Below are 23,835 nucleotides of genomic sequence, written 5' to 3'. Positions count from 1 at the left end.
TATGTAACCTTGCCCACCTTCGTCAGTTGCAGCAGCAGTGCGGGCGCCAAGCGCGCCACGCTGGTGCGGCGGCAACGGCGGATGTACGACAACCCGGAGCCCTCGGGCTTCGACTTCTACCGGCGCGCGGCGGCGGCGATCCGCACCGGCCGGGAGGCGGACATGGACGCCGCCGCGATGGACATCCTGGTCGCGAACGCCACGCCGCGCTCGGCGCCGCACTACCGGGCGGTGGCCGACGGCTGGCTGCGTTACCTGGGGCGGCGGAAACCGGCGGTGCTGAACGTCGGCCGCGCCCGCTGGCGGTGTGGCGCGCTGGAGGTGGGGATCACCCCGCAGTTCGGCCTCCGCACCAAGGCGGGGCAGGACCACGCGGTGCACCTGTACTTCAAGGAGGAGCCGCTGACCAGGGACGCGGCGCACCTGGCGCTGCGCCTGATGGAGCTGAGGATGAAAGACCTCCTGCCCCACGGCGGCGACCCCCTGGTCCTGGACGTGCGCCGCGCGAAGGCGTACACCCTGGGCCGCCGCGACCGGGACCGGCTGGACCACTGGATCCGGAGTGAAGCCGCCGCCTTCCTCACCCTCTGGGAGCCGGTCGCGTAGGCGTGGTTGCGTCTGCTTCGTTTGTTGCGGATAATTCGAATAGGAGGTGTGATCATGAGTCTCGCGAGCTTGGCTTCAACGCATCCCGGAGAACAGGAGATCACCACCGCCGACGCGGCATTGGAGCAGGTGAAGGCCTATCTGGCGAAGCACCCGGACGGGCCGGACACCGTCCGGGTGCGGGTCGACGAGGAGGACGGCGGAGAACTGGTCGTGCCGCGGGCCGCGGTCGAACTGTTCGCCACGATCCTGGCGCACATGGCGGCCGGGCACGGGGTCTCGGTGGTGCCCGCGCACGCCGAACTGACCACTCAGCAGGCGGCCGAGTTGCTCAACGTTTCGCGTCCGTACCTGATCGGCCTGCTCGACGCGGGCGAGATCGAGTTCCGGCTGGTCGGCAAGCATCGACGGGTCCGCGCGGATTCGTTGCTCGACTACCTCCGGGACGACGATCGCCGCCGCCGGGAGGCCGCTGATGAACTGGCGGTGCTCACCCAGGAAATGGACCAGCCTGGGTGAGCTTCGTCGTTCTCTACGACGCCTGCGTGCTGTACCCGAGCACGCTGCGCGATCTGCTGATCCGGCTGGCCCAGTCGGGTCTGGTGCAGGCCAAGTGGTCCGACCGGATCCTTGACGAGGTCTTCGGCAACCTCGCCGAGAACCGGCCGGATCTCGACCCCGCCCAGCTCGACCGGACCCGCAAGCTGATGATCACCGCGGTGCGCGATTGCCTGGTCGTCGGCTACGAGCCGTTGATCCCGGCGATCGAACTGCCCGATCCCGACGACCGGCACGTGCTCGCCGCCGCGATCAAGGCGCGAGCACAGGTGCTGGTCACCGGCAATCTCCGCGACTTCCCGGCGGACGTGCTGGCCGCCTGGGACATCGAGCCGAAGAGCGCGGACGATCTGGTGCTGGACCTGATCGGGGTCAACGCCCACGTCGTCTGGGGTTGCGTGCAGCGGCTCGCCGATGCCTGGCGCCGACCCCCGGGCACCGCGGCGGACGTGTTGCACCGGTTGGCTCGCGACGGCCTCACCAGGTCGGTGGCAGAACTCAGCCGGGCGAATTCGTGATCTGGGGGTGAACTCCCCGACCACGACCCTTCAAAGAGCCCGCGTAGCCGCTGGAATTAGGCTCTTGACATGTTCGAATACCACGGGTGGGTGACGATCCAGGTCAGTGCGGACGGCGACGAACCGGACGGGCTGCTGGAACGTGCGGTCGAACGCGTGGGCCGCGTGGTGCGGGAGTTCGGCAACGCGCAGCTGGTCGACCTGCGCTACGCCAACGGCGTGCCGGTGCTGCACCTCGGCGGGGTGCTGAAGCGCCCGAGCACGGTGGGCGCCTCACTGCTGCACCTGTTCATCCGCGTCGGGGAGTTGGCGCCGGCCTCGTACGGGCTGCTGCACGTCCACGACGACGAGGACTTCGCGCACGGCAACGAGTTCCGCGTGTACCGGATGGTGCGCGGCCAGGTCACCGAGTGCGCCGACCCGTTCCTCTCGCCGGTCGTGCCGACCGTGGTCGACGAGGACGCCTACGCCGAATTCTGAAACCCGGGACGGACCGGCCGCAGCAGGGAGGCAGGCCGATCCGCCCCGGAGTCGGGGATCAACTCAGAACTGCACGTCCGCGCACTGGTAGAACGCGTTGCCGGTGTCGGCGATGTCCCACACGGCGAGGATCAGGTGCCTGCCGGACTTGGCGGGCAGCTTGCCGGTGTGCGTGACGGTCCAGCCGGGCCGCTGGCCACCGAACGGCACCGAGTAGAACGGCTGGCTCTCCAGCTGGTCGCGGGTCAGCGGCGCGCTCGGGTTCCAGCCGTTCTTGGTGATGAAGTAGCGGAACGACGTGGTGGCGTGCGCCGCGGTGAGGGTCCAGCTGAAGGTCAGGTTCGACCCGCTGCTCACCTGCTTGGCCGGCCAGCTGCCGCCGCGCGGGTCGTCGAGCTGGGCGAACTGCCCGAGCCCGCCGGCGCAGATCTTGCCGTTGGCGGGACCGGCGGCCGGGAAGCCCTTCGGCCCCTCGACGCTCTGCGGTTCCCACTGGATCGGGCCGCAGTTGGTGACCGCCCCGGTCTTGCAGTGGAGCGCGCGACTCGGGGCGTTGGTGGTGTAGCCGTGGCCCTGCGCCACGCCGGCGAGCACCACCGGCAGGGCGATGGCGCCGGCCGCGATCGCGGCGATTCTGCCCAGGATTTTCTTGGCCATGCTTACTCCTTGGTGGATAAGCGAAGCGAAAACGGGGGAGCTGGGTCCACCGAGTCTAGGTGACCACTGTCACCATGGTCTAGACCACAACACAATTGGACTAGACCAAGCCATCCATCCGCACCACCAGTGACCCCCGCCCGCTCACCCCGCGCCCAATCGGCCGCACCCCCACAGGAAAAACCCGACATTCGCCACAACCAGTGATCAACCCACCATCCCGTCACTACCACACCACTCCCACAACATCCAGGTGAATTCCCAACGCTCACAACGTCAAGCCCACGGCGAAGGCAACCCCAGGCACCGCAACAGAGAAACCCGAAGCACAACCCCAAGCGGCACGGTGGGGGACCGAGGTGCGAACCCAATCACCACGGTGGGGGGCAAGGCGAAACCCAGCCACTGAGATGGGGACCGAGGCGCAAACCCACTTACCGCGGTGGGGGCGAGGCAAAAACCCAGCCACAGAGGTGGAGACCGAGATGCAAACCCAACCACCACGATGGGGAACCCGAGGCGCAAACCCAACCACCACGATGGGGGTCCGGGGGATCCCCCCGGCTGGGGTGTGGGGGCTAGGCCCCCACAAAAAGGCGACACACGCCAACCGGGGAAGGTGGGGCGAAGCCCCACCGAACACGCAACACGAAGAGTGTGGAGCGGATGACGGGACTCGAACCCGCGACCCTCACCTTGGCAAGGTGATGCGCTACCAGCTGCGCTACATCCGCTTACCCGGCGATCTCCGCCGGTGCGGTGCAAACTATACAACGGCCCGGGACCGGCGACCCACGAGGGGGCACTTTTACCCACCCGGACTGTGGCTCTTTGGTTACCCTTGGCGCACGAGGGGTGACGGCCACGAGTTCGCTCCGTATGGTGTCCACATTCAACCGAACGGGTTAGCGTTTGGCGGGGAGGTGCCTGGCTGGATGACCGAGCAGAGTACGGCGCCGCCTCCGCTCAGTGCGGAGCCCGCGCTCCTGCAGCGCCTGCGCGACGGCGAGGACGCGGCCTTCGGCGAGCTGTTCGAGCTGCACGCGGCCGCCGTCCGGCGGCTGGCGCTGGGGCTGGCGTCGGACCGCTCCGAGGCCGAGGACATCACGGCGGAGACCTTCTTCCGCGTGCTCCAAGCCCTCCGCCGCGGCTCCGGCCCGCGGGACAACGTGCGCGCCTACCTGCTGACCGTCGCCCGGCGCGTGTCCTGGGAGTGGCACGGCGCCCGCCGCGATGTTCCGGTCTCCGAGGACGAGCTGACCCACCGCGCCGGCGCCGGTGCCGACGCGCATGCGCGCACCGCCGAGCACACGCTGATCACCCGCGCCTTCACCAGCCTCCCCGAGCGCTGGCGCACCGTGCTCTGGCAGACCGAAGTGGAGGGTGAGCAGCCCGCGGTGGTGGCACCCCACTTCGGCCTGAGCGCGAACGCGACAGCCGCGCTGGCCCGCCGCGCCCGCCAGGGCCTGCGCGCGGCCTACCTCCAGGCCCACCTCTCCGTGCACCGCGGTGCCGACGGCTGCCGCGCGGTGATCGAGAAGCTCGGCGGCTACACCGCCGGCAGCGTCACCGGCACCGAAGCCCGCCGCATCCAGGCGCACCTGCTCGGCTGCGCCTCCTGCCGCGCCACCGCGGACGAGCTCCGGGAGGTCTGCTCCTCGCTGCGGGCTCATTCCGGGGTGATCGTGCTGTTGCTGCCCGCTTCCGCGCTCACCCTCGAGGGACTCCAGGCGGGCGGGCTGCTGGCGGGCCTCAAGGGACTGCTGGTCGGCTCGAAGATGAAGGTCGGCATGGCGCTGGCCTCGACGGCGGCGGCCGGGGTGGTCGGGGTCGCGGTCGGCCCGATGGTGGACGAGACGGCGCAGCCGTTCCGCCTCGGCCTGCCGGGTCTTGCCGGGCAGGAACTGATCGCCGCCGAACCCGCGGTGGTGCCGCCGCCGGGTGCGCCGCGGCCACCGATGATCGCCACCGAGTCCCTGCACAACGAGGCGTCCCCGCTGCCGGGCCAGCCGCACCAGCCGGCGCCGCCGCAGCCGGGGCCGGGTGAACTGCCCGCGCTGCCCGGCGGCTCGGCCGACGGGGTGGTCCTGCCCGGCGAGCGCGACCTCCCGGGCACCACGGACCCCGGCGACGAGCCGATGGTGACCGACCCGAACAACCCGGACGAGAGCAACACCCCGCGCGACGACGTCGAGCCTTACCCGGACGAGACCCTGAGCACCACTGAAACCGCGCCGGAGACCTCCGAGCCGGCCACCTCCAAGCTCCCCGCGCCGACGAGCAGCATCAAGCCCACGAGCAGCGACGATGCCCCCGAGCAGACCGAGGAACCCACCGGCACCAGCGACGACGTGACCGCATCGACACCCTGAGCGACCACCGGGTGACTTTCCGATCTCGCGCTGGACGAGCGGCTCGCGGTACCGTGGTCGGGCTCATACCGCGCTGCTCGCCTGGAGGCTGTGGATGAACCGCCTGGTACATGGTGCCGACGGTCGTGAATGGGTTCTCCGGAGCCAGTTGGAGTGGCGTCCACCGGCCACCGCGGACGATTTCGAGCACGACGTGGCAGGCAGCCACGCGCCCGGCATCGCGATGCTGTTCGTGACCGTGGTGCTCGCGGTGATCCTGGTGGTGTGGATGCCCGAGGACGTGGTGGTGCCCAGCTGGGTGCTGCTGGCGCTGCTGCTGATCATCATCTTCTTCCCGCTGCGCTGGATCCTGCGGCGGCCGTGGACCGTGGTCGCCGAGACCGAGGGCGACGCCACCGGTGAACGCCCGTCGGAACGCTGGGTGGGCACCGTGCGCGGCATGTTCACCGTGCGCGGCGAGATGAGCCGGATCGCCAAGACCATCCAGAAGCACTCGCTGCCCGATTTCGACGGGCCCCTGCACCCGGTGGAGTAGAACGTGCCCGAACTGCCCGAGGTCGAAGCGCTGGCGCACCACCTGCGCGAGTTCGCCGTCGGGCGGGCGGTCAGCCGGGTCGACGTGGCCTCGATGACGGTGCTGAAGACGGTCAGCCCGGCGTGGACCGAACTGCACGGGCGCGAGGTCACCGCGGCCGGCCGGTTCGGCAAGCACCTCGACCTCGACTGCGACGGCATCCACCTGGTCACGCACCTGGCCAGGGCGGGCTGGCTGCGCTGGTCCGACTCGCTCTCGCCGACCCCGCCCAAGCCCGGCAAGGGGCCGCTGGCGCTGCGGGTGCACCTGTCCGGTCCGGGGTTCGACCTGACCGAGGCCGGGACGAAGAAGGGGCTCGCGGTGTGGATCACCCGCGATCCCACCGAGATCCCGAGCATCGCCCGCCTCGGCCCGGACGCGCTGACGGTGGACCGGACGAAGCTGGCCGAGTTGTTCAAGGGCCGCACCGAGCGGCTCAAGACCGCGCTCACCGACCAGTCCCTGATCGCCGGCATCGGCAACGCCTATTCCGACGAGATCCTGCACACCGCGAAGCTCTCGCCCTACGCGACCACCGGCAAGCTCTCCGAGGACGCGCTGGACCGCCTGTCCGGGGCGATTTCCGGCGTGCTCACCGACGCCGTGGAGCGTTCGGTCGGCCAGGCCGCCGCGCGGCTCAAAGGGGAGAAGCGCTCGGGGCTGCGGGTGCACGCCCGCGCCGGGCTGCCGTGCCCGGTCTGCGGGGACACCGTCCGGGAGATCTCCTTCGCGGACAAGGCTTTCCAGTACTGCCCGACCTGCCAGACCGGCGGCAAACTCCTGGCCGACCGGCGGCTCTCGCGCTTGCTCAAGTAGTCACTCCAGGCCCAGCGGCGCCAGGATGCGGGACCGCAGTTCGGTGCCGAAGTCGTGTCCGGCCTCCACGACCAGCCCGGTGAGCAGGTAGTTGGTACCCCCAGTCCTCGTCCTCCAGGTAGGGCGCTCGCCGTCGCGCACTTGAACGAGTGCACCGGGGAACCCGTTCGTGACGGTGGTCCTCAACGCAGCGTGAACCGGATCGGCCGCCGCGGTGACCGGGCCCGCGCCCGCCGCGACCAGTCCGGCGGCCAGCGCACCCACCAGGAGCTTCCGTGATCGCTTTGTCATGCACCGAGCGTGCCGCCGGGGCCGGCGGCCCGACATCCGGCGAACCACCAGGTCAGCGGTGCGGCGTCCCCCACCGGTGTAACAATGGGTAGCGCCGTGTCGTTGATCATGCACAGAAAGTGGAGGAAAGCCCCTTGCACCCGGATGCCGGAGCGCAGAGCATAAACGCCGTGTCCGGGTTGCCACTCGCGCAGATCATCCCGTGGAGCGTCGCGGCCGTCGCGGTGATCTTGCTGATCGTCGTGCTCGTCCGGAGCCGCCGTCCGGCGAGCTTCGTCGACGACGCCGTGCTCGAAGCCGTCCGCCGGATGTCCAAGGCCACGCCGGACCTGCGGCGCGGCCTCGACGGGAACTCCGCCGACCGGATCACCACCCAGATGCTGGAGACGCTCAAGTGCGTCGCGGTGGGCATCACCGACCGCGACGGCACCCTGCTGTCCTGGGACGGCGAGGCCAACGAGCACTACGACGACCTGCGCGACGCGATCGCGGTGACCATCCGGCGGCACCGGCGCGAGGTGGTCGGGCACGAGAAGCTGCCCTGCAACCACCGCGGCAACTGCCTGATGCGCACCGCGGTGATCGTGCCGCTGATCGTCGACGAGCAGACCCAGGCGGTGCTGATCGTGGTCGGCCGGACCCGCGGCAAGCGGCTGGTCGAGATGGCCGACGCGGTCTCGCAGTTCGTCCGCACCCAGTTCGAGCTGGCGCGGCTGGAGGACTCCAAGCTCCAGCTGCAGCAGGCCGAGGTCAAGGCGCTGCGGGCGCAGATCTCGCCGCACTTCGTCTACAACGCGCTGAACACCATCTCCTCGCTGATCCGCACCGATCCGGAGGAGGCGCGCGAGCTGCTCCAGGAGTTCGCCGACTTCACCCGCTACATCTTCCGCAGTTCCGGCATGTTCACCTCGCTCGCCGAGGAACTGCGGAACATCGACCGCTACCTGACCATCGAGAGCGCGCGGTTCGCCGGCAAGCTCAACGTCCGGCTGAAGATCGCGCCCGAGGTGCTCTCCGTGGTGGTGCCGTTCCTGATCATCCAGCCGCTGGTGGAGAACGCGGTCAAGCACGGGCTGTGGAACAAGCCGAACGGCGGCACGGTCACCGTGATCGCCCAGGACCACGGCAACGAGGCGCTGATCAGCGTGGAGGACGACGGGGTCGGCATGGACCCGGCGCGGCTGTCCGAACTGCACGACTCGCACCAGACCGGCGCGCACGTCGGCCTCGGCAACATCAACCAGCGCATGCGCCAGCTCTTCGGCGACGAGTACGCGCTGACCGTGGAAACCGCGCCGGGCGCGGGCATGAAGGTGACCCTGCGGGTGCCGAAGTACGCGCGCGGGGTCCGGGCCAGCGTGCCGGAGTACACCGAGTCCCCGCAGGACCGCGAGCCCGCCGCCGACTCGGTGCCCGCCGCCGTCGTACACCAGCCGGTGGTGCAGCCGCAGCGGGGCCGCAGCCACGCCGCGCGGCACCGTCCGCCCACGTCACGCGACGGAGGACGGCCCACCGCCGACCGCCGGTAGGGTGGCGGCATGAGCGTGACGGACAAGCTGACCTCCCGGATCCCCGGCCTCGCCGAGCGCGGCGAGCGCAAGGACGTGGTCTCGGTGGTGAAGCTGCACGGGGTGATCACCCCGCAGGCCTCGCCGCTGACCAGGGGAGCGATCAACCTGTCCGCGGTGGAGTCCGCGCTGACCCGCGCCTTCGACCACGAGCGGCTCAAGGCGGTCGCGCTGCTGATCAACTCGCCGGGTGGCGCGCCCACCCAGTCCGGGCTGGTCGCCGAGCGGATCCGGCAGCTCGCGGACAAGAAGGGCGTGCCGGTGCTGGCCTTCGCCGAGGACGTCGCGGCCTCGGGCGGGTACTGGCTGGCCTGCGCGGCCGACGAGATCTTCGCGCACCGCACCTCGCTGGTCGGCTCGATCGGCGTGATCAGCGGCGGGTTCGGGTTCACCGGCCTGCTCGAGCGCTTCGGCGTGGAGCGACGCCTGCACACCGCGGGGGAGAACAAGTCGCGCCTCGACCCGTTCAGCCCGGAGAAGCCCGAGGACGTCGAGTGGCTGAAGAAGCTCCACTCGCAGCTGCACGAGCTGTTCGTGACCTGGGTGAAGGAGCGCCGCGGTGAGCGCCTCAAGGGTGGCGAAGAGCTGTTCACCGGGGACGTCTGGCTGGGCGCGAACGCCGTCGAGCTGGGCCTGATCGACGGGGTCGGCAACCTGCGCGAGGTGCTCGCCGAGCGCTACCCCGACGCCGAGATCGCCATCGCCGAGCCGAAGAAGCCGCTGCTGGCGAAGCTCGGCCTGGGCGCGCCGGCCGCCGCTTCGGCCGTGCTCGACGCCGTCTCCACGAAGGCGGCGTGGGCCCGCTTCGGCCTCTAAGTCCTTTTTTACCTGAACGGGCTACAGACACCGGGTCGGGAGCTGGGGTTTCTTTAACCCTGTCTTTGTTGTTGGCCACAACAAAACCACTCTCCCCACTGGTACGGGTTGACAAGGAGGTCACCCCCATGCCCGTTCCTCCCCACTCCCCAGCACCCGCAAGAAAGCGCCTCACCCGGGCGCTCGGCGCCGCGATCGTCGGCGCCGCGCTGATCACCGTGCCCCTGACCGCGCCCGCCGGCGCGTCCGTTCCGCCGCCACCCACCGGCTGGACGCAGGTCTGGGCCGACGACTTCGACGGTGCCGCGGGCACCCTGCCCAACCAGAACAACTGGCGGTTCAGCCTCGGCCACGGGTACCCCGGCGGGCCCGCGAACTGGGGCACCGGCGAGATCGCCGCGCACACGAACAACCCCGCCAACGTCAGCCTCGACGGTGGCGGCAACCTGCGCATCACCCCGCTGCGCGACGGCGCCGGGAACTGGACCTCGGCCCGGATCGAGACCAACAAGCAGGACTTCAAGGCGCCGGAGAACGGCGTGCTGCGCGTCGAAAGCCGGTTGCAGATGCCGAACGTCACCGGCGACGCCGCACTGGGCTACTGGCCGGCGTTCTGGATGCTCGGCTCGCCCTACCGCGGCAACTGGTGGAACTGGCCCGGTATCGGCGAGTACGACATCATGGAGAACGTCAACGGCATCAACTCCGTCTGGGGTGTGCTGCACTGCGGCACCGCGCCCGGCGGGCCGTGCAACGAGAACAACGGCATCGGCGCCAGCCGCGCCTGCCCCGGGTCCACCTGCCAGTCCGGGTTCCACACCTACGGCTTCGAGTGGGACCGCAGCACCAGCCCCAACCAGTTGCGCTGGTACGTCGACGGGCAGCAGTTCCACCAGGTCAGCCAGAACCAGCTGGACGCGACCACGTGGAACAACATGACCAGCCACGCCGGGTACTTCATCATCCTGAACGTGGCCATGGGCGGCGCCTTCCCGAACGGCGTGGCCGGCTTCGGCACGCCGACCGCGGCCACCGTGCCGGGCCGCCCGATGGTGGTCGACTACGTGGCGGCGTGGACGCGGGGCGGCGGCGGGAGCAATCCCGGTGGCACCGACGCCTACGGCACCATCCAGGCCGAGAACTTCCAGCAGCAGAACGGCCTGAGCACGCAGACCACCACCGACGCGGGCGGCGGCCAGAACGTGGCCACCGCGGCGAACGGCGACTGGGCCAGGTACAACGGCATCCGGTTCGGCTCGCAGACGGCCACCCAGTTCAAGGCGCGCGTCGCCTCGGGCGCCGGCGGCGGGGTGAGCGGGCTGGTCGAAGTGCGGCTGGACAGCCTGTCGAATCCGCCGATCGGGTCGTTCTCGGTGGGCAACACCGGCGGCTGGCAGAGCTGGCAGACGATCCCGGCCAACATCAGCGGGGTCACCGGCACCCACGACGTCTACCTGAGCTTCCGCAGCGGGCAGCCGTCGGACTTCGTCAACGTCAACTGGTTCACCTTCGCACCGTGACCGATCGGCGACGTGGGGGCGGCAGACATCCGCTCCCACGTCGCCTATAACTGAGGCTGGACATCGCCACTTTCACTAGGCAGGATGCTTGTCACTGTGAGTACTCAAGAAGACGCTCCGGGTCTGCTGGTGCTGGCCGTCGACGACGAACCGCACGGGCTGTCCGAACTCGCCCACTGCCTGGAGAACAATCCGCACATCCGGCGGATCTTCACCTGCACCGACGCCACCGACGCGCTGCGCCTGCTCGCCTCCGACGACGCCGAGGTGCGCTACCGCAAGGACCGCGGCATGGCCCCGGTGGACGCGGTGTTCGCGGACCTCAACATGCCCGGCCTGTCCGGCATGGAGATGTCGCGGGTGTTCGCCACGCTGAACCCGGCGCCGGTGCTGGTCTTCGTCACCGGCCACCCCGAGGAGGCGGTGAACGCCTTCGACCTCGGCGCGGTCGACTACGTGCTCAAGCCGTGCAAGCAGGAACGCCTGGACAAGGCGATCAAGCGGGTGCTGCAGTCGCTGCAGGCCGCGCCCGCGCCCGCCGCGCCCGCCGGGCAGGAGCCGGTGAAGACCGACGACGAGGTGATCGCGGTCGAACTGGCGGGCAACACCAAGCTCATCCCGCGCGCCAACGTGCGCTGGGTCGAGGCGCAGGGCGACTACGCGCGCCTGTTCACCACCGACGGCAGCCACCTGGTCCGGATCCCGCTGGCCCAGCTGGAGGAGCGGTGGGAGAAGGCGGGTTTCGTCCGGATCCACCGGTCCTACCTGGTCGCGTTGCAGCTGATCACCGAGCTGCGGATGGGCCAGGGCGGCTACCAGGTGGTCATCGGCAACGAGGAGAAACTGCTGCCGGTGAGCCGCAGGCACACCCGTGAGCTGAAGGATCGGCTGGTCGGCTCCTCGCGGAACAGCTAGCCATGACCCTCGGTGGGGACCCGTACCGCCAGATCGGCGGGGTGCGCGAGCCCGACCCGACGCTGGGCAAGAACCTCGGCCGCCAGCCACCGCCCCGGGTCGAACCGCTGCCCACCTCGAAGACCGAGCCGGTGCCGTCCGGCTCGCTGCCCGAGGGCACGCACGAACCGGAGCACCACGCGCGGCCACGCCGCCAGCGGGTGGTGCTGTCCGGCCCGAAGCAGTCGAACGCCCTGCGCGCCCGCGTCGAGCTGGAGGAACAGACCAGCTGGGGCGAACTGCTGATCAAGGACCTGGTCAAGGCGCAGCTGCGCACCGGCCTGCTGCTCGGGTTGCTGGTGGTGGTGGTGCTCGGCGCGCTGCCGCTGGCGTTCTTCCTGTCGCCGGGGTTCGCCGGGCTGCGCGTCATCGGGGTGCCGGTGGCGTGGCTGCTGCTCGGCGTGGCGCCGTTCCCGCTGCTGCTGGGCGTCGGCCTGTGGTACAACCGGCTGGCCGAACGCCATGAGCGGGCCTTCGTCGACATGATCGAGAACTGACTTCCACGCCTCACGTGCGAGGATCTTCGAGTGCAGCTGAACCCGTGGGCGCTGACCGGCATCGTGCTGGTCGGCATGGTCACGTTCTACCTCGGCCACCGGTCGTCGCGGTTCGCCAGCAGCACGCACGACTTCCTGGTCGCCCGCCGGACCGTGCGGTCCCGGCGCAACGCGGCCGCCATCTCCGGTGAGTACCTGTCGGCGGCCTCGTTCCTCGGGGTCGCGGGCATCGTGCTCAAGGAGGGTGCCGACGCGCTGTGGTTCCCGATCGGGTTCACCGCGGGCTACCTGGCGCTGATGCTCTTCGTCGCCGCGCCGCTGCGGCGGTCCGGCGCCTACACGCTGCCGGACTTCCTCGAAGCCCGGCTCGGTTCGATGGCGCTGCGCCGGTTCTCCACCGCTTTTGTGGTGTTCATCGGCATTCTCTACATGGTCCCGCAGCTCCAGGGCGCCGGACTCGGGCTGACCACCATTCTCGGCACGCCCGCCTGGGCCGGTGCGGTGGTGGTGACCGTGGTGGTGACGATCAACGTGATCGCCGGCGGCATGCGCGCGATCACCGTGGTCCAGGCGTTCCAGTACTGGCTCAAGCTGTTCGCCATCGCGGCGCCCACGTTCGTGCTGTGCGTGGTGTTCATCGGCGGTGGTGCCGGGCCGACCGCCGGTTCGCTCGGCACGCCCGCGCCGCCGGTGTTCACCGAGGAAACCACGGTCGACGTGCAGACCCCGGTCAAGCTGGAGGTCGCCGTGCCGACCGTGCTCTACGCCGACGGCGTGGTGGACGGGATGCGCTCGGACGGCGTGGTGTTCTGGTCGCCGGAGGTCCAGCCGGAGGTCGGCGAGGGCACCAAGCTGCGCTTCCCGGCCGGGTCGCCGGTACCGGTGGTGGCCGGCGCGGTGACCGACAACGCGACCTGGCTGCTGCCCGCCTCGGACGACGTGACCGACCTGCTCAGCACGTACTCGCTGATGTTCGCCACCTTCCTCGGCACCATGGGCCTGCCGCACGTGCTGGTCCGCTTCTACACCAACCCGGACGGCAAGGCCGCGCGCCGGACCACCGTGCACGTGCTGCTGCTGCTCGGCCTGTTCTACCTGTTCCCGGCGCTGCTCGGCGCGCTGTCCCGGTTGTACGTGCCGGAGCTGCTGGTCACCGGGCGGACCGACGCGGCGGTGCTGATGCTGCCGTCGGCCATGCTGGGCGGGCTCGGCGGGCAGATCCTCGGCGCGGTGACCGCCGCCGGTGCCTTCGCCGCCTTCCTCTCCACCGCGTCCGGCCTGCTGGTCAGCGTGGCCGGGGTGCTGTCCACCGACGTGCTGCCCGGTCGCGTCCGCGACTTCCGGCTCGCCGCCGTGCTGGTCGCGCTGGCCCCGCTGGGCATCGCGCTGGCCCTGCGCCAGGACGACCTCTCGCTGAGCGTGGGCATGACCTTCGCGCTGGCCGCGTCCACCTTCAGCCCGATGCTGCTGCTCGGCATCTGGTGGCGGAAGCTGACCTGGACCGGGGCGCTGGCCGGCATGGTGGTCGGCGGCACGCTGGTGCTCGGCTCGCTCGCGGTCAACATCATCAGCGGCTACACCGGTGGCTGGGCGCCGTGGTTCACCGTGCAGCCCGCGTTGTTCACCGTGCCCGCCGCGTTCGTCGCCACCATGGTGGTCAGCAAGGCGACCGCGCACCGGGTGCCGGACGACCTCAACGCGGTGATGCTGCGCCTGCACGCGCCGGATCCGCTGGGCTTCATGCGGGACCGGGCGGTGGCGCGGTTCGGTCAGGCGGAGGAGAAGGCGCGCACCGGCCGCGGGCGCCACCGGAAGTAACGATTCTACTGACGGTTACCCCGTTCCCCTGATCGTGTGCCCTGCACAACTCCCCCGTCAGGAGGATGATCCTCGGCAAGCCGCTTGATCGAGGGAGGTCTCCTGTGAGCAGTAGCGAACCGATGACCGAAGCCGACTGGAAGCGAGTTCAGGCCAGTCCCGAATTCCGGCAACTCCGCAAACGCCTGCGTGCCTTCGTCTTCCCGATGACCGTGCTGTTCCTCGGCTGGTACCTGCTCTACGTGGTGCTGGCGGCCTACGCGCAGGGCTTCATGTCCACCAAGCTGGTCGGCAACATCAACGTCGGCCTGGTGCTCGGGCTCCTGCAGTTCGTCTCGACCTTCGTGATCACCGGGCTGTACGTGCGGCACGCGAACCGCCACCTCGACCCGGTCGCGGACCAGATCCGCGAGGACGTCGAGGGGGCGGCCAAATGAACCTCGCACAGGGTGTTCAGGGCTCGAGCCCGATCCTGAACATGAGCATCTTCGGCGCTTTCGTGGTGGTCACGCTGGTGATCGTGTTCCGGGCGTCGCGGAACACGAAGACCGCGTCGGACTACTACGCCGCGGGTCGCGCTTTCTCCGGTCCGCAGAACGGTGTCGCGATCGCCGGTGACTACCTTTCGGCGGCTTCGTTCCTCGGGATCGCGGGGGCGATCGCGGTCTACGGATACGACGGGTTCCTGTACTCGATCGGGTTCCTGGTCGCCTGGTTGGTGGCTTTGCTGCTGGTCGCGGAACTGCTGCGGAACACCGGCAAGTTCACCATGGGCGACGTGCTGGCGTTCCGGATGAAGCAGCGCCCGGTCCGCGCCGCGGCGGCGACCTCGACGCTGGCGGTGAGCTTCTTCTACCTGCTCGCCCAGATGGCCGGCGCGGGCATCCTGGTTTCCTTGCTGCTGGGCATTTCCAACACCGCCGGGCAGGCCGTGGTGATCGCCGTGGTCGGCGTGGTGATGATCATCTACGTGCTGGTCGGCGGCATGAAGGGCACCACCTGGGTGCAGATCATCAAGGCCGCGCTGCTGATCACCGGTGCCTTCGCGATGACGGTGTGGGTGCTCGCGCGGTACGGCTTCAACCTCTCGGAGTTGCTGGGCAGCGCGGTCCAGCGCCTCGGCTCCGAATCGATCCTGAACCCCGGTGCGCGCTACGGGGTTTCGGAGACTTCGAAGATCGACTTCCTGTCGCTGGGCATCGCGCTGGTGCTCGGTACCGCCGGGTTGCCGCACGTGCTGATGCGCTTCTACACCGTGCCGACGGCGAAGGACGCGCGGAAGTCCGTGGTCTGGGCGATCGCGCTGATCGGCCTGTTCTACCTGTTCACCCTGGTGCTCGGCTACGGCGCGGGTGCGATCGTCGGCAAGGACGCGATCAACAAGGCGCCGGGCAAGGAGAACTCGGCGGCGCCGTTGCTGGCCCAGGCGCTGGGTGGTCCGGTGTTGCTCGGGTTCATCGCGGCGGTGGCGTTCGCGACGATCCTCGCCGTGGTCGCGGGTCTGACGATCACGGCGTCGGCGTCGTTCGCGCATGACGTGTACGCCAACGTGATCAAGAAGGGCAAGGTCTCCGACAGCAACGCCGAAGTCCGCGTCGCCCGGATCACCGCGGTGGTGATCGGCGCGGTCGCCATCGTCGGCGGCATTCTCGCGAAGGACCAGAACGTCGCGTTCCTGGTGGCACTGGCCTTCGCGGTGGCGGCCTCGGCGAACCTGCCGACGATCCTGTACTCGCTGTTCTGGAAGCGGTTCAACACCTCCGGCGCGTTGTGGTCGATCTACGGCGGGCTCACCGTCACCGTGGTGCTGATCATCTTCTCGCCCGCCGTGTCGGGTCTGCCGAACTCGATGATCAAGGGCGTGGACTTCCACTGGTTCCCGCTCCAGAACCCGGGCCTGGTGTCGATCCCGGTCTCGTTCTTCCTCGGCTGGCTCGGCACGGTCCTGTCCAAGGAGCACAACGAGGACAAGTACGCGGAGATGGAGGTCCGTTCCCTCACCGGGGCGGGGGCGGAGAAAGCGATTCCGCACTGAGCACCGCTTCGACCAGTTCCAGGTCGGCGCGCAGGTGCGCCCGGCCGTTGTCGAACATGGCCTGCCAGAGCGGCGGAAGCGGTGCTTTCGCCGCCTGGCCGGTCTCCCAGTCGGCCAGCTGCGCGCGCAACGAGTGCGCCAGCGACTCAGCGAGCGAACGCACTTCCGCGGGCGGAAGCACGTCGACGAAGGTCAGCAGCAGGTAGACGCTCGCCGGGTAGGCGTTGGGTAGCTGTCCCCAGAGCTTCCTGGTGAGCCGCTTCAGTTCCTCGCGGCCGGCGTCGGTGATCGTGTACACCGACCGGTCGCGGCGGGCGGTCGGCTCGACCCGGTCCAGCTCGGCCAGCCGCTCCTTGGCGAGCTGGGTCAGCGCGTGGTGCACCGAGTACGGCTTGACCGCCGCCCACTTCTCGGCGTGGCTGTCGACGAGCCACTTGCGGATCTCGTACCCGTGCCGCGGCCGTTCCGCGAGCAGCGCGAGCACCAGCAGCCGGACGTTCACGTGGTCCGCTCGAAGGCGAAGTCGCAGTGGTCGCAGCCGTAGCCGATGGTCACCGGGCGTTCGGCGCGCAGGCCGTGCCGATCCGGGTCGACCGCGGCCAGCATCGGCTTGTCCCATTCGCACCACACGGCCGCGGTCAGCTCCGGCGCGCCGAGCCGGGTGCTCGCGTCGTGGTAGACGCAGCGGTGTGCGCGGCCCAGGTAGGCGCGGCTGTCGTCGGTCACCCGTTCCCAGGCGAATCCCTTGCCGTAGAAGGACTTCTCCTGTTCGCGCACGTTCTCGACCATGGCCGCGAACGGATCGGGCGCGCGGTCGAGGTCGGCGCGCACGGTGTCGGCGAGCCAGTCGCCGAACTGGCCGACCACCACCTGGCGCACGGTTTCGAGCGGGTCGGGCACGCGGCCGTCGAGCCAGCGGTAGGCGGCGACGGCGTACGCGGTGAGCACCACGTGACTGCGCGCGGCCTCGTCGACGACGAGGTCTTCGGTCTGGTCGAGCAGGTCCTCGGTTTCGCGTTCGAGCCGGGCGCGGACCTCCGCCGCGTCCGGTACGCCGTCGAGCAGAGCGGAGAAGAACGGTTCGACGAACCAGCTTCTCGGGTCGTTCAGGTCGGTCATGCCGGTAACGATAGACAAGTTTGTCTATCAAGACCAGTGCTGCCCTGTTCACACGCGCTGAACGTGGCTTCGTGCGAGCATGGTGGCGTGGTGAACCCTGCTGAAGTGCCCACTGTGGACGTGCCCGAGCTGCCCGCCGAGTTCGCGCTGCTCGACGTCCGCGAGAACTACGAATGGGCCGCAGGGCACGCCCCCGGCGCCGTGCACATCCCGATGAGCGAGCTGCCCGGCCGCGTGGCCGAACTGCCCGCGGCCGACCAGCTCTTCGTGATCTGCCGCAGCGGCGTGCGCTCGGCCAACGTCGCGGCCTGGCTCAACGGCCAGGGCCGCGAGGCGGTCAACGTGGCGGGCGGCATGCAGTCCTGGCACGCGCACGGCAGGCCGATGGTCACCGACCAGGGTGCCGAGCCGCAGGTGGTGTGAGCGTGCACCCCCAGCACCACCCGCCCCAGTACCCGCACCCGCACCGGCCACCGGTGCGGCAGCGGGTGCGCTGGGTGGCGACCCCGCCGTACGGCCCGTCACCGCGCCGCCGCGCGGTCGACCACCGCTACTACGGCCCGCCCGCCTACCGGGTGCCGCCGCGCTGGGGTTTCCCGAACGTGGTCTGGCGGCTGCCGACGGCGGTGCCCGGCACCCCGTCGAACGCGCCGCGCCCGGCCCAGCGGCTGCGCGCGCTCGCCCGCAACGCCACCGTCCTGCTGTGGGTGCTCGCCGGGTTCGCCGCGGTGGCCGCGCTCGCCGAGGGCTGGCGGTACGTGCTGCTGCTGATCAGCCGCGACTCCGCGCTCGACGCCGACCTGGTCGGCACCTCCGACGCGCTGGTGCTCACCGCCGCGCTGCTGACCTTCGTGCTCGCCCTGTTCGCCGCCGGGATCAGCCTGTGGTGGCTGCTGGTGGCGCGGGTGGTCGCCGCCGACGAGCTGGGGGAGCGCCCGCCCCGGCCGCCGTGGCAGGTGGTGGTCGGGTTCTTCGTGCCGGGGCCGAACCTGGTGATGGCCGGTTCGATCGTCGCCGAGACCGAGCACGCAGTGCTGCGGCGGCCCGGCACCGAGCGCCCGCGCCCGTCGCGGCTGGTGCTCGCGTGGTGGGGGACCTGGGCGTTGAACGGGGTCCTGCTGGTGGTCTCGGTGATCTGGCGCCTGCGCGACGGTGTCCAGGCGCAGGCCGACGGGGTGCTGCTGGCCGTGATGACCGACGGTTCCGCGGCCGCGCTGGCCGTGCTGACCGCGTTGCTGGTCCGCCGGATGACCGGCCTGCTGGCGCCGGTCGGCGAGGACAGGCTGCGGCACCTGCGCGTGCTCAGCGTGAGCGGCGCGCCTTCGCCGGAACTGCGGCCCGCCCGGCCGGCTACCGCACCCCGGTGACCGGTAGTTCCCGGTAGCCGCGCATCACGAACTCCGGCCGACGCGGCGGTTCCCCGGCGAGTTCGAGTTCCGGCAGCGCGGTCAGCGCGCGGAACGCGGCGGCGATCTCCACCCTGGCCAGCGGCGCGCCGAGGCAGAAGTGGATGCCCGCGCCGAAGCCGAGGTGCGGGTTCGGCGAGCGGTCGAGGTCGAAGGCGTCCGGCTCGGCGAACACCTCCGGATCACGGGCCGCGGCGCCGAGCAGCGCGCCGACCTTCTGGCCCGCTTCGAGGCGGAACCCGGCGATCTCCACGTCCTCGGTGGCGGTCCGCTCGAACAGTTGCAGCGGCGAGTCGTACCGGATGGCCTCCTCGACCGCGGTGTCGACGCTCGACGGCAGGCGTTCCCACTGGTCGCGGTGGTCGAGCAGGGCGCGGAGGCCGTTGCCGAGCACGTTGACCGTGGCCTCGTGACCGGCCATCAGCAGCAGCACGGCGGTGGCGACCAGCTCGTCGTCGGAGAGCTTGCCGTTGTCGTCGTCGCGGACGCGCACCAGGTCGCTGATCAGGTCGTCGCCCGGGTCGGCCGCGCGCTCGGCGGACAACTTCCGGAGGTAGTCGACGAATTCCCCGGCCGCTCGTTCGGCCTGAGCCCGTTTGTCGTCGGGGAGGCCGTACTCGTACATCTTCACGATGTGGTTGGACCACGGCACGAGGAGCGGCCGGTCGGCGTCGGGCACCCCGAGCAACTCGGCGATCACCTCGACCGGCAGGGGTTGTGCGACCTCGGCGAGGAAGTCGGCCTGGCCCTCGTCACGAATGCGCGCGGCGAGGTTGTCGACCAGCTGCGTGGCGACCTCCTCGACGCGGGGCCTGAGCCGCTCGACGTGCCCGCGGGCGAACGCCGAGGACACCAGGCGCCGCAGCCGCGTGTGGGCGGGAGGCTCGTTCTCCAGCAGGGAGTTGCGGTGCAGGAGGTTGAAGGACACGAACTGCTCGGCGGGTGTGGCGTCGCGCCAGATCCGACCGAGCGAACGATGCCTGAGCACCGAGGACGCCGCCTTGTGCGAGACCGCCACCGCCAGTCCGAGCCCGTCATGGTGATGCACCGGCCCCTGCGCCCGAAGCTCAGCAAAGGCGGGATAGGGATCAGCAAGAAACGCGACATCACTCGGGTCAAACACCCGCCGACTGTAGCTCCACCTGGCCGTACCATGTCGTCACGTGGCCACCGACGCGGATGGGCAAGAGCGGACACTGTGGCAGATCCACGATGAGCGCCTGATCGACGACACCCGGCGCCTGCGGTTGAGCATCGCGTCGGTGGAGCTACCCGACGGGGTGACCTTCGAGCAGTGGGTGCTCCGCATCCCCAAGGCCGCGGTGATGGCGGTGCTCGACGACCAAGACCGCGTGCTCATGCTGTGGCGGCACCGGTTCATCATCGACCGGTGGGTGTGGGAGCTACCCGGCGGCTACGTCAACCCGGACGAGGACCCCGCGGTGACCGCCGCGCGGGAGGTCGAGGAGGAGACCGGCTGGCGCCCGCTCGACATCGAGCCGCTCGGCAGCCTGCAGCCGATGGTGGGCAGTGCCGATGCCGAGAACCTGCTGTACGTGGCGCGGAAGTCCGAGTACGTCGGCGCGCCCCAGGACATCAATGAAGCCGAGCGAGTCGCCTGGTTGCCGCTCGATACGGTCCGGGACCGCATCACCAACGGCGAGATCCTCGGCGCTGCTTCGCAGGTCGCGCTCCTCCACGTCCTCGCGTTCCACCGCTGAGCCCACCACCGAGGAACGCGACATCGCTCGGGTCGAACACCCGCCGAGCGTAACCGTTCGGTACCGTCGGCCCGACCGAACGCGAGGAGGAACTGTGGGCAAGGCGGCGCGCAAGAAGGGGCCCAAGAAGAAGGACGGGGCGCCCAAGAAGGTTCGCGAAGTCTTCGTCGGGCAGCCGTTCGAGGGGCTGGCGGCGGAGCCTGAACTGATCGCGCTGCGTGAGTTCGTCCCGTCCGCGACGGTCGAGCTGCCGCTCAAGGACACCGACGGGCGCAAGGTCGTGCTCGGCACCGTGCTGCCGATGGCCGCCGCCGCGTTCGTGCGTTCCGACGGCCAGGCCTTCGTCGGCCTCCAGGTGCAGACCCGCTCCACCGACGTCAGCCGCGACATCGGCCGGTCGATCCGCTGGGCGCTCGAGGCCAAGGACGGCGACGTGCTCTCCGTGCCCGACACCATCACCCCCGGCGGCGAGGGCGAGCGCCTCCAGGACCTGCTCGACCCGGCCGCCGAGCTCGACGTCCGGATGCACACCGACTTCGCCTGGTGGCTGCCCGAGGGCACCGAGGCCGAGGGCGAGGTGGCGCTGTCGCTGGAACGCGCGAACGGCGCGATCATGCCCTCCGAGCGCCTCGGCACCGGCGCCTACTGGGTCGACGCCGGCGAGAAGGCGCACCTGCGCTGGGTCCGCCCGGAACCCGAGGGCAAGGTGCTCCAGGCGCTGGCCCGCCTCTCCGCCGCCGGTGAGATCGGCCTCGGCGAGGAGTCGCGCTACGCCGGTTCGTTCCGGGCCCACGGCCTGCTCGTGCCGGTCTGGGACCTCGACCCCGAGGCCCACGCCCGCGAATGGGCCGAGCCCGCGAAGCAGCTCGGCGAGCGGCTGGACAAGGCGCTCGCCTCGCTCGACGAGGAGCCCCTCAACGCCGCCGAGCGCCGCGCCCGCGACGGCCTGATCGGCCGCCAGATCACCATCCGCTAGTGCTCCTCCACATCTGCACCGAGCAGGACTGGCGAGCGAGCGAGGGCGCCTACACCGCGCCCTCGCTCGACGCCGTCGGCTTCATCCACTGCTCCGACCCCGGCACCGCGCACCTGCCCGCGGACGCGCTCTACGCCGGGCGCACCGACCTCGTCCTGCTCGAGATCGACCCCGCCCGCCTCGGGGTGCCGCTGCGCTGGGAGGAGGGCGACCCGCCGCACCCGGCCGGCGTGCGCTTCCCGCACGTCTACGGCCCGATCCCGCGCGAAGCCGTCGTCGCGGTGCACGAGTTCCCGCCCGGCCCGGACGGCCGCTTCCACCTCCCGCCGGCCATCGCGAACCGGTAACGCGCCACAACGCGTCACCCGTCGGTGCGTCCTTCGAACCGACGGACAACCTGCGGGGGCGCGGATGCGTGAGTCAGACGGTGGTGGGAAGCGGTCGAGAGCGCTCACCGGGATTGGAGGCGATACGGTGACCGCGTGCGCGCCGGTTGCGCCAGCCCTTTCGCTGGCCGGGAGCCGTGTCGTCGAGGCGCGCCAGGAGAGGGGATTGGCGGTGTCGGGCGACCTCGTTGACTTCGGGGAATTCGTCTCGGCCAACCTGCCCGGCCTGATGCGCTACGGCCACGCGCTGACCGGCAACCCCCACGACGCCGCCGACCTGGTCCAGACGGTGCTGGAGAAGATCGGCTCCCGCTGGACCCACGTGCAGCGCAAGACCGGCGACCCGATGGCCTACATCCGCCGCTCGATGGCCAACGCGCACATCAGCCGCTGGCGGCGGACCAAGCGCGAGAACCTGGTCGCCGACATCCCCGACGCCCAGCCCTTCGAGCACGCCGACCCGTTCGAGCACGAGCCGCTGTGGCAGGCGCTACGCGCACTGCCGCCGAGGCAACGCGCGGTGGTGGTGCTGCGTTACTACGAAGGACTGTCCGAAGCGGAGATCGCGGCGTCACTCGGCGTGAGCCAGGGCACGGTGAAGAGCCAGGCGAGCAAGGCGCTCGCCTCCCTGCGGCTGAAGCTGAAGCCCGCGGTGGAAGAAACCGGAGGGAGGGAAGCGGTATGAGCGCAGACGACGACGAACTGGCCGGTGAACTGCGCCGGTTGTTCGACGACGAACGCCTCGGACTGCGTCCCGCGCCCGATGCCGGGCAGCTCATCGTGGCCGGGGCCAAACGGCGCCGCGTCCGCCGTCGCCGGATGTCCGTGGCCGGTGGGGCGCTCGGCGTGGTCGCGCTGGTCGCCGGTGGGTTCGCGCTGACCGGCGGTGGGTTCCGGCACGAGACACCGCCCCCGGTGGCCCAGCCGCCGGGCCCGAATCCCAGCCTGCAGATCGGGCCGAGCGCCACGATGATCCCGGTGCCCGCGCCGACCAGCCCGCCACCGGGTTCCGCGCCCCCGCCGCAACCCCCGCCGAACCCGCACCCCGGGCACGCGTCCATGCCGCCGCCGACCGCGACGGCCAGCGACGCGCCCGCCGCCACGCCGAAAGCAGGGCCGCCGGTCCCGGTCATCGGCCCGGGCGGCTACGGCAAGCTGCGGTTGAACACCACCATGGAGCAGGCGTCCTCGGCGGGCATCAACTTCACGCCGGAGAACAGCGGCGGCGTGGACGGCGGCTGCACCAGCTACTTCTTCAGCGGAACCGGGGTGCCCAGCGGCGGTTCGGTGGTGGTCTCGCCGAACCGCGGCGTGGTGTACATCAACCCGTCGGTGCCCGCGACCACCCCGGAGGGCGTCGGCGCGGGCACCACGCGCGACCAGCTCCAGAAGACCTATCCGGAGGCGACCACCGGCCCCAACGGCGACGTGGTGCCGATCGGCAACGGCTACCGCTACCGCCTGGTGGTCGGCGAGACGGCCGTGGTCGAGCACGTCTACCTCGACGACAGCTACCAGGACTGCTACGAGTGAACCCGGGCGCTCCCACTGGGAGCACCCGGGTCCGGTCGAGCGGTCAGCCCTCGAGGGCCGATCAGATGGCGCCGCCGGCCACCGGCGGCATCAGCGGGTCGTCGCCGCCGTCGCCGACCGATTCGCGGGAGAGCCAGTTCTCCACCTCGAACAGGTTGCCGTCGGCGCGCTTGACGATGGTGAGCAGGGTGGACATCGCGGAGATCTCCTCCACCTGCTCCTTGAGGAACCACTGGACGAACTGCTCGGCGATGTAGTCGTCCTCGTCGCGGGCGGCCTTGGCCAGCGTCTTGATGTCGGCCGCGACCTCCTTCTCCTGCTCGAGGGCCAGCTCGACGAGCTCGCGCACCTCGGTGAAGTCGTTGCGCACGTCGCCGGTGCCCGGGATCTCGACGTGGTGGTCGGTGTCCAGCATGTACTGCACGAGGGCGAGGGCGTGGTTGCGCTCCTCGTTCGCCTGCCGGAAGAAGTGCTTCGCCAGCTGCGGCAGGTCCTCGTTCTCGAACCAGACCGCCAGCGCGATGTACTGCTGGGAGGCGTTGAACTCGTTGTGCACCTGCTGCTGGAGCAGCTCGTAGAACTTCGAACGCGGATTCTTCTTGGTGAGGGCCATG

28 protein-coding genes and 1 tRNA gene are annotated in these 23,835 nt (G+C 70.4%); 22 read left to right on the top strand and 7 right to left on the bottom strand.

All coding sequences use genetic code 11. The annotated features are described in order from the left end of the window. The first annotated feature begins 9 nt into the window (after positions 1–9). The 4 genes from JYK18_RS11220 (at position 10) to JYK18_RS11205 (ending at position 2,162) form a co-directional block, all read left to right on the top strand. The gene (locus tag JYK18_RS11220; protein WP_242579057.1) at positions 10–606 is read left to right on the top strand and encodes a hypothetical protein; all 597 of its coding nucleotides are present in this window, start codon (positions 10–12) and stop codon (positions 604–606) included. Positions 607–660: 54 nt separating this feature from the next. Next, on the top strand, positions 661–1,125 hold the full coding sequence (locus JYK18_RS47500; RefSeq protein WP_206802033.1) for an excisionase family DNA-binding protein: 465 nt from the start codon (positions 661–663) through the stop codon (positions 1,123–1,125). Next, entirely contained in the window at positions 1,122–1,682 is a 561-nt protein-coding gene (locus JYK18_RS11210) for a PIN domain-containing protein (protein WP_206802032.1), read from the top strand. Before JYK18_RS47500 ends, JYK18_RS11210 begins: the two co-directional genes overlap by 4 nt. A gap of 69 nt (positions 1,683–1,751) precedes the next feature. Then, complete coding sequence (locus JYK18_RS11205; RefSeq protein WP_206802031.1) at positions 1,752–2,162, top strand: Imm7 family immunity protein; 411 nt, start codon at positions 1,752–1,754, stop codon at positions 2,160–2,162. Between the two features lie 63 nt (positions 2,163–2,225). On the opposite strand, the gene JYK18_RS11200 is transcribed toward JYK18_RS11205, so the two are convergent. Then, on the bottom strand, positions 2,226–2,819 hold the full coding sequence (locus JYK18_RS11200; protein WP_206802030.1) for a lytic polysaccharide monooxygenase: 594 nt from the start codon (positions 2,817–2,819) through the stop codon (positions 2,226–2,228). Positions 2,820–3,477: 658 nt separating this feature from the next. Further along, positions 3,478–3,553: transfer RNA gene (locus JYK18_RS11195), tRNA-Gly, on the bottom strand. Positions 3,554–3,754: 201 nt separating this feature from the next. On the opposite strand from JYK18_RS11195, the gene JYK18_RS11190 reads away from it, so the two are divergent. From JYK18_RS11190 to JYK18_RS11180, 3 genes are all read left to right on the top strand, one after another. After that, entirely contained in the window at positions 3,755–5,191 is a 1,437-nt protein-coding gene (locus JYK18_RS11190) for a sigma-70 family RNA polymerase sigma factor (RefSeq protein ID WP_206802029.1), read from the top strand. 94 nt (positions 5,192–5,285) lie between these two features. Next, positions 5,286–5,726, top strand: a complete 441-nt coding sequence (locus JYK18_RS11185) for a DUF983 domain-containing protein (protein ID WP_206802028.1) — start codon at positions 5,286–5,288, stop codon at positions 5,724–5,726. Between the two features lie 3 nt (positions 5,727–5,729). After that, complete coding sequence (locus JYK18_RS11180) at positions 5,730–6,581, top strand: Fpg/Nei family DNA glycosylase (RefSeq protein WP_206802027.1); 852 nt, start codon at positions 5,730–5,732, stop codon at positions 6,579–6,581. On the opposite strand, the gene JYK18_RS11175 is transcribed toward JYK18_RS11180, so the two are convergent. Continuing rightward, the gene (locus JYK18_RS11175; protein ID WP_206802026.1) at positions 6,582–6,872 is read right to left on the bottom strand and encodes a hypothetical protein; all 291 of its coding nucleotides are present in this window, start codon (positions 6,870–6,872) and stop codon (positions 6,582–6,584) included. Positions 6,873–7,033: 161 nt separating this feature from the next. On the opposite strand from JYK18_RS11175, the gene JYK18_RS11170 reads away from it, so the two are divergent. From JYK18_RS11170 to JYK18_RS11135, 8 genes are all read left to right on the top strand, one after another. Then, complete coding sequence (locus JYK18_RS11170) at positions 7,034–8,401, top strand: sensor histidine kinase (protein WP_206804157.1); 1,368 nt, start codon at positions 7,034–7,036, stop codon at positions 8,399–8,401. Between the two features lie 9 nt (positions 8,402–8,410). Next, a complete protein-coding gene (locus JYK18_RS11165; protein ID WP_206802025.1) occupies positions 8,411–9,256 on the top strand; it encodes a S49 family peptidase in 846 nt (281 codons plus the stop codon). A gap of 128 nt (positions 9,257–9,384) precedes the next feature. Next, positions 9,385–10,776: a glycoside hydrolase family 16 protein gene (locus JYK18_RS11160; RefSeq protein WP_206802024.1), complete on the top strand. Its 1,392-nt coding sequence runs from the start codon at positions 9,385–9,387 to the stop codon at positions 10,774–10,776. An 84-nt stretch (positions 10,777–10,860) separates the two neighbouring features. Beyond that, positions 10,861–11,691: a LytTR family DNA-binding domain-containing protein gene (locus JYK18_RS11155; RefSeq protein ID WP_206802023.1), complete on the top strand. Its 831-nt coding sequence runs from the start codon at positions 10,861–10,863 to the stop codon at positions 11,689–11,691. A 2-nt stretch (positions 11,692–11,693) separates the two neighbouring features. Then, complete coding sequence (locus tag JYK18_RS11150; protein WP_206802022.1) at positions 11,694–12,227, top strand: hypothetical protein; 534 nt, start codon at positions 11,694–11,696, stop codon at positions 12,225–12,227. Positions 12,228–12,257: 30 nt separating this feature from the next. Beyond that, a complete protein-coding gene (locus JYK18_RS11145; protein ID WP_206802021.1) occupies positions 12,258–14,045 on the top strand; it encodes a cation acetate symporter in 1,788 nt (595 codons plus the stop codon). 122 nt (positions 14,046–14,167) lie between these two features. Beyond that, positions 14,168–14,482 carry a DUF485 domain-containing protein gene (locus tag JYK18_RS11140; protein WP_242580427.1) on the top strand — a complete coding sequence of 105 codons (315 nt, stop codon included), beginning with the start codon at positions 14,168–14,170 and terminating at the stop codon, positions 14,480–14,482. Then, positions 14,479–16,080: a cation acetate symporter gene (locus tag JYK18_RS11135; protein ID WP_206802019.1), complete on the top strand. Its 1,602-nt coding sequence runs from the start codon at positions 14,479–14,481 to the stop codon at positions 16,078–16,080. The genes JYK18_RS11140 and JYK18_RS11135 overlap by 4 nt, the downstream gene beginning before the upstream one ends. On the opposite strand, the gene JYK18_RS11130 is transcribed toward JYK18_RS11135, so the two are convergent. Together JYK18_RS11130 and JYK18_RS11125 are read right to left on the bottom strand one after the other, a co-directional pair. Then, positions 16,043–16,582 carry a PadR family transcriptional regulator gene (locus JYK18_RS11130; RefSeq protein ID WP_206802018.1) on the bottom strand — a complete coding sequence of 180 codons (540 nt, stop codon included), beginning with the start codon at positions 16,580–16,582 and terminating at the stop codon, positions 16,043–16,045. The genes JYK18_RS11135 and JYK18_RS11130 overlap by 38 nt on opposite strands. Continuing rightward, on the bottom strand, positions 16,579–17,199 hold the full coding sequence (locus JYK18_RS11125; RefSeq protein ID WP_206802017.1) for an L-2-amino-thiazoline-4-carboxylic acid hydrolase: 621 nt from the start codon (positions 17,197–17,199) through the stop codon (positions 16,579–16,581). The genes JYK18_RS11130 and JYK18_RS11125 overlap by 4 nt, the downstream gene beginning before the upstream one ends. A gap of 87 nt (positions 17,200–17,286) precedes the next feature. Here JYK18_RS11125 and JYK18_RS11120 point away from each other — a divergent pair, with 87 nt between their 5' ends. After that, positions 17,287–17,622: a rhodanese-like domain-containing protein gene (locus tag JYK18_RS11120; RefSeq protein WP_206802016.1), complete on the top strand. Its 336-nt coding sequence runs from the start codon at positions 17,287–17,289 to the stop codon at positions 17,620–17,622. Between the two features lie 2 nt (positions 17,623–17,624). Next, positions 17,625–18,566: a DUF4328 domain-containing protein gene (locus JYK18_RS11115; RefSeq protein ID WP_206802015.1), complete on the top strand. Its 942-nt coding sequence runs from the start codon at positions 17,625–17,627 to the stop codon at positions 18,564–18,566. On the opposite strand, the gene JYK18_RS11110 is transcribed toward JYK18_RS11115, so the two are convergent. After that, the gene (locus JYK18_RS11110) at positions 18,550–19,728 is read right to left on the bottom strand and encodes a cytochrome P450 (RefSeq protein ID WP_206802014.1); all 1,179 of its coding nucleotides are present in this window, start codon (positions 19,726–19,728) and stop codon (positions 18,550–18,552) included. The genes JYK18_RS11115 and JYK18_RS11110 overlap by 17 nt on opposite strands. A gap of 40 nt (positions 19,729–19,768) precedes the next feature. Between JYK18_RS11110 and JYK18_RS11105 the strand changes: the two genes are divergently transcribed. The 5 genes from JYK18_RS11105 (at position 19,769) to JYK18_RS11085 (ending at position 23,221) form a co-directional block, all read left to right on the top strand. Next, the gene (locus tag JYK18_RS11105; protein WP_206802013.1) at positions 19,769–20,326 is read left to right on the top strand and encodes an NUDIX hydrolase; all 558 of its coding nucleotides are present in this window, start codon (positions 19,769–19,771) and stop codon (positions 20,324–20,326) included. A 94-nt stretch (positions 20,327–20,420) separates the two neighbouring features. Then, positions 20,421–21,302: a DUF5926 family protein gene (locus JYK18_RS11100; protein ID WP_206802012.1), complete on the top strand. Its 882-nt coding sequence runs from the start codon at positions 20,421–20,423 to the stop codon at positions 21,300–21,302. Further along, positions 21,302–21,649 carry a DUF952 domain-containing protein gene (locus JYK18_RS11095; RefSeq protein WP_206802011.1) on the top strand — a complete coding sequence of 116 codons (348 nt, stop codon included), beginning with the start codon at positions 21,302–21,304 and terminating at the stop codon, positions 21,647–21,649. The genes JYK18_RS11100 and JYK18_RS11095 overlap by 1 nt, the downstream gene beginning before the upstream one ends. A 211-nt stretch (positions 21,650–21,860) precedes the next feature. After that, positions 21,861–22,373 carry a SigE family RNA polymerase sigma factor gene (locus tag JYK18_RS11090; protein WP_206802010.1) on the top strand — a complete coding sequence of 171 codons (513 nt, stop codon included), beginning with the start codon at positions 21,861–21,863 and terminating at the stop codon, positions 22,371–22,373. After that, the gene (locus JYK18_RS11085; protein ID WP_206802009.1) at positions 22,370–23,221 is read left to right on the top strand and encodes a hypothetical protein; all 852 of its coding nucleotides are present in this window, start codon (positions 22,370–22,372) and stop codon (positions 23,219–23,221) included. Before JYK18_RS11090 ends, JYK18_RS11085 begins: the two co-directional genes overlap by 4 nt. A gap of 61 nt (positions 23,222–23,282) precedes the next feature. Here the strand turns inward: JYK18_RS11085 and JYK18_RS11080 are convergent, their stop codons facing one another. After that, positions 23,283–23,834, bottom strand: coding sequence for a ferritin (locus tag JYK18_RS11080; protein WP_206802008.1), 552 nt, complete (start codon positions 23,832–23,834; stop codon positions 23,283–23,285). Between the last annotated feature and the right edge of the window lies 1 nt (position 23,835).

It is taken from the genome of Amycolatopsis sp. 195334CR (assembly GCF_017309385.1).
In the GTDB taxonomy this organism is placed as follows: Bacteria; Actinomycetota; Actinomycetes; order Mycobacteriales; family Pseudonocardiaceae; genus Amycolatopsis.
This window is presented reverse-complemented; position numbering and strand designations above follow the sequence as displayed.

Excerpts from the sequence above, each read along its gene's own strand:
- JYK18_RS11175 (WP_206802026.1), bottom strand. The coding sequence starts at position 6,872 with ATGACAAAGCGATCACGGAAGCTCCTGGTGGGTGCGCTGGCCGCCGGA.
- JYK18_RS11165 (WP_206802025.1), top strand. The coding sequence starts at position 8,411 with ATGAGCGTGACGGACAAGCTGACCTCCCGGATCCCCGGCCTCGCCGAG.
- JYK18_RS11190 (WP_206802029.1), top strand. The coding sequence starts at position 3,755 with ATGACCGAGCAGAGTACGGCGCCGCCTCCGCTCAGTGCGGAGCCCGCG.
- JYK18_RS11140 (WP_242580427.1), top strand. The coding sequence starts at position 14,168 with ATGACCGAAGCCGACTGGAAGCGAGTTCAGGCCAGTCCCGAATTCCGG.
- JYK18_RS11135 (WP_206802019.1), top strand. The coding sequence starts at position 14,479 with ATGAACCTCGCACAGGGTGTTCAGGGCTCGAGCCCGATCCTGAACATG.
- JYK18_RS11080 (WP_206802008.1), bottom strand. The coding sequence starts at position 23,834 with ATGGCCCTCACCAAGAAGAATCCGCGTTCGAAGTTCTACGAGCTGCTC.
- JYK18_RS11150 (WP_206802022.1), top strand. The coding sequence starts at position 11,694 with ATGACCCTCGGTGGGGACCCGTACCGCCAGATCGGCGGGGTGCGCGAG.
- JYK18_RS47500 (WP_206802033.1), top strand. The coding sequence starts at position 661 with ATGAGTCTCGCGAGCTTGGCTTCAACGCATCCCGGAGAACAGGAGATC.
- JYK18_RS11155 (WP_206802023.1), top strand. The coding sequence starts at position 10,861 with ATGCTTGTCACTGTGAGTACTCAAGAAGACGCTCCGGGTCTGCTGGTG.
- JYK18_RS11160 (WP_206802024.1), top strand. The coding sequence starts at position 9,385 with ATGCCCGTTCCTCCCCACTCCCCAGCACCCGCAAGAAAGCGCCTCACC.
- JYK18_RS11205 (WP_206802031.1), top strand. The coding sequence starts at position 1,752 with ATGTTCGAATACCACGGGTGGGTGACGATCCAGGTCAGTGCGGACGGC.
- JYK18_RS11200 (WP_206802030.1), bottom strand. The coding sequence starts at position 2,819 with ATGGCCAAGAAAATCCTGGGCAGAATCGCCGCGATCGCGGCCGGCGCC.
- JYK18_RS11085 (WP_206802009.1), top strand. The coding sequence starts at position 22,370 with ATGAGCGCAGACGACGACGAACTGGCCGGTGAACTGCGCCGGTTGTTC.
- JYK18_RS11185 (WP_206802028.1), top strand. The coding sequence starts at position 5,286 with ATGAACCGCCTGGTACATGGTGCCGACGGTCGTGAATGGGTTCTCCGG.
- JYK18_RS11125 (WP_206802017.1), bottom strand. The coding sequence starts at position 17,199 with ATGACCGACCTGAACGACCCGAGAAGCTGGTTCGTCGAACCGTTCTTC.